The sequence below is a fragment of the Micromonospora sp. 4G55 genome (genome assembly GCF_016803375.1).
Genome location: NZ_JAEVHN010000651.1, coordinates 1 through 3,400 on the forward strand (window position 1 = coordinate 1; position 3,400 = coordinate 3,400).

Here is a 3,400-nt window from a genome sequence, read left to right on the forward strand (position 1 = left end):
GGCGGTGGAGGCCGGCTGGCTGCCGGGGCTGGAGGCCCGCGAGGTCGCCGCCCGGGTAGTCCCGCTGCCCGGCCGCGACGCGCCGACCGGCGTGCTGCTGGTCGCCCGCCGCGCCACCCGCTGGTACAACGAGGACGACCTCGAGCTGGTCCGCGCCTTCGCCGCCCGGGCCGGCGCCGCGCTGACCACGGCGGTGCTCTACCGCGACCAGGCCGAGGTGGCCGACACGCTCCAGGCCAGCCTGTTGCCGGTCGAGCCGGTGACCGTCGCCGGGGTGCAGTGGGGCACGGCGTACCGGCCGGCGCAGGCGAGCCTGCGCATCGGCGGTGACTTCTACGGCTCGCACCGGCTCCCCGACGGCGGCTCCGTGTTCTTCCTCGGCGACGTCTCCGGCAAGGGCGTGGAGGCGGCCGTCTTCACCGGCCAGCTGCGTCAGTGCCTGCAGGCGCTGCACCGGGTCGAGTCGCACCCCGGCCGGTTGCTGAAGCTGCTCAACGACGCGCTGCTGGAGACCACCCAGGCGCACGGCCAGGGGCGGTTCGCCACCATGGTGCTCGGCGTCGTCCGCCCGCACCGCGACGGCGGGCTCACCCTGACCATGGCCGGTGGCGGACACCTGCCGCCGCTGGTGCTGCGCGCCTGCGGTGAGGTCGAGACGGTGCCGCTGAGCGGCATGCTCATCGGCGTGGTGCCGGACCCGCGCATCGGCGAGGTGACCGTCCGGCTCGCCCCGGGCGAGACCTGCCTGCTCTACAGCGACGGGGTGACCGAGGCGCGCGGCGGCCGGCGCGGCGACGAGCAGTTCGGTCAGGACCGGCTGGTGACCGCGGTGACCGGGTGCCACCGGGTGCCGGCGCCGGCGCTGGCCGAGCGGGTCGAGCAGGTGACCTGCGACTGGCTGGCCCAGGGCGACCACGACGACATCGCCGTGCTGGCGTTGCGCGCGACCGGCCCGGGTGGCCGCGCGCCGCGGCACCTGCACGCCGTACCCGAGGTGGGCCGGCCCGACCAGGAGAGGGAGACCCGTTCGTGCCCGCCCCCACCACCCAGGCCGATCCGGCGCAGGCGTACCACGAGTTCCTGGCGGCGCTGGAGGAGGCGGACGAGTACGGCGCCATCGACGTGGCCGTCCGGCTGCGCGACGCCGGGGTGCCGGCCGAGCGGGTGCTGCTCGACCTGGTCGCGCCCGCGCAGTCCGAGGTGGGGGAGCGGTGGGCGCGCAACGAGTGGAGCGTCGCCCAGGAGCACGCGGCGACCCACATCAGCGAGCGGGTGGTGGCCGCCGTGGCGGCGCACGTCAACCCGCGCCCGACCCGGGGGCGGGTGGTGGTGGCCTGCATGGACGGCGAGTGGCACGCCCTGCCGCCCCGGCTGGTGGCGGAGGTGCTGCGGCTGCGCGGCTGGCAGGTGACCTTCCTCGGGGCGAGCGTCCCCGCCGCGCACCTGGTGTCGTACCTGCACCGGGCACGACGCGCACGCGGTCGCCCTGGCCTGCGCGCTGCCGATGCGGCTGCCGTACGCGCACCGGATGATCGAGGCCTGCCGCCGGTCGGACGTACCGGTGGTGGTGGGCGGGCGCGGCTTCGGCGACGACGGCCGCTGGGCCCGCACTCTCGGTGTCGCCTGGGCGCCGGACGCGCCGAGCGCGGCCGACCTGGTCGCCGACGAGCGGGCGCTGCGCCGGGTTCGCCCGGCCGAGCTGCCGCACCTCGCCGACGACGAGTACGCCAGCCTGGTGAAGCGGCGCGGTGAGCTGATCGACTCCGCGCTGGCCGATCTGCGCGAACGGGTGCCGTCGGTCCGTGACTACACCCCCGCCCAGCTCGACTCCACGATCGGCGACCTCGGGTACATCGTGGATTTCCTGGCCGCGGCGCTGTACGTCGACGACAGCTCGCTCTTCACCGACTTCGTCGGCTGGCTGGTGGAGATCCTGACCAGCCGTGGGGTGCCGGCCGCCGCGGTCGGGCTGACCCTCGGCCACTACCATCGGCAGCTGCGCGACTTTCCCCGGGCGGCGCGGTTCCTGGCGCTGGGGGAGCTGGTCCTCTCCGCGCCCGGCGACCCCACCCGGCGCTGATCGCGGCGGTGCCGGGCACCCTGCGTATACTTGCTCCACTGCAAGGGTCGGCCTGCGGTGCGAGCGAGAGGGACGACGTTGACGTTCACCGTCACGCACAGCCGGCGGGCTGGTGGTGGTGTGTGCTTGCGGCTCGTCGGTGAGCTGGACATGAGCACCGTCGGTCAGCTCAACGAGACGATCGACCGGCTGGCTGCCGACGGCGCCCGCCAACTGCTGCTCGACCTCGCGGAGTTGACCTTCTGCGACTCCACCGGCATCGCCGCGTTCGTCCGGGGGGACAATCGGGCTGCCGCCGACGGCGGGTGGCTGCGGCTGACCGGGGCGACCGGCCGGGTGGACCGGGTGCTCCAGGTCACCGGGCTCGCGGATGTGTTGGCGTACCAACCGGACATGGCGGACCCGGCGTCGCAAGACGCCCCCTGATCGGCTAGATTTCCCCGCCAGCGGGTGACCGTGCGGTCCCCATCGCCCGAGATGAGACAGGTAACACCATGGGCCAAGGCGCCGCGAACCCCGTCCGCATCCTCGTCGTGGACGACGACCCGGGTGACGTGCTGATGATCGAGGAGGCCCTGGAGGACTCCGAGATCGAGAAGGTCATCGACGTGGTCAGCGACGGCCAGGAGGCGATGGAGTTCCTCCGCCGGGAGGGTCGGCACACCGAGGCCCGCCGCCCGGACGTGATCCTGCTCGACCTGAACATGCCCCGGATGGACGGGCGGCAGGTGCTCGGCGAGGTCAAGCAGGACGAGGATCTGCGGACCATCCCGATCGTGGTGCTCACCACCTCGAACGCGGACACCGACATCGTCGGCAGCTACACGCTGCAGGCCAACGCGTACGTGACCAAGCCGATCGACCTGGACGACTTCAACGACGTGGTCCGCCGCATCGACGAGTTCTTCGGTCGGGTGGTCGTGCTCCCCAAGCGTTCCTGACCCACCCGGTGGCCCGCCCCCGGGGCCGACGCTCAATTGCTGAACATTTTTCCCGAACATCCTCGGCGCCGAGCGGCAGCCGCCAGGATCGAACTGGGGGAAAGACGTACCAGCTGCCTGGGGGGCGACAGTATGAGGTTCTCCGTCGTTGAGACCGGCTACGACCAGCGGCAGGTCGATTCCTGCCTCGACGAGCTGGGAGTCCGGTTGACCCGGCTCGCGGCGCGGGCGGAGGTCGCCGCCGGCGCGGGTCGGGAGTGGGACCAGATCCGGCAGGAGGCGCCGGCTGATCGCCGGCGGAGCTTCTTTTGTCGTACCCGCGCTCAGGGCCGCGCCTCGGCCAGTCCCTGCCGTACGCCGTCGGCGTCCCGGTCCGTGC

3 protein-coding genes and 3 pseudogenes are annotated in these 3,400 nt (G+C 73.4%); all 6 read left to right on the forward strand.

What is annotated here, in order from left to right; translation table 11 throughout:
* Positions 1–1,021 (forward strand): annotated as a pseudogene (locus JNW89_RS31690) (PP2C family protein-serine/threonine phosphatase); the annotation flags it as partial.
* A gap of 101 nt (positions 1,022–1,122) precedes the next feature.
* Positions 1,123–1,224, forward strand: a pseudogene (locus JNW89_RS31695) (cobalamin-binding protein); the annotation flags it as partial.
* Between the two features lie 280 nt (positions 1,225–1,504).
* On the forward strand, positions 1,505–2,080 hold the full coding sequence (locus tag JNW89_RS31700; RefSeq protein ID WP_238450311.1) for a hypothetical protein: 576 nt from the start codon (positions 1,505–1,507) through the stop codon (positions 2,078–2,080).
* Between the two features lie 57 nt (positions 2,081–2,137).
* Complete coding sequence (locus tag JNW89_RS31705) at positions 2,138–2,506, forward strand: STAS domain-containing protein (protein ID WP_309140013.1); 369 nt, start codon at positions 2,138–2,140, stop codon at positions 2,504–2,506.
* 68 nt (positions 2,507–2,574) lie between these two features.
* Positions 2,575–3,021 (forward strand): response regulator, encoded by a 447-nt coding sequence (locus JNW89_RS31710; protein WP_154937697.1) that lies wholly within the window; start codon positions 2,575–2,577, stop codon positions 3,019–3,021.
* 132 nt (positions 3,022–3,153) lie between these two features.
* A pseudogene (locus tag JNW89_RS31715) lies at positions 3,154–3,400 on the forward strand (hypothetical protein); the annotation flags it as partial.

Excerpts from the sequence above, each read along its gene's own strand:
- JNW89_RS31700 (WP_238450311.1), top strand. The coding sequence starts at position 1,505 with ATGCGGCTGCCGTACGCGCACCGGATGATCGAGGCCTGCCGCCGGTCG.
- JNW89_RS31710 (WP_154937697.1), top strand. The coding sequence starts at position 2,575 with ATGGGCCAAGGCGCCGCGAACCCCGTCCGCATCCTCGTCGTGGACGAC.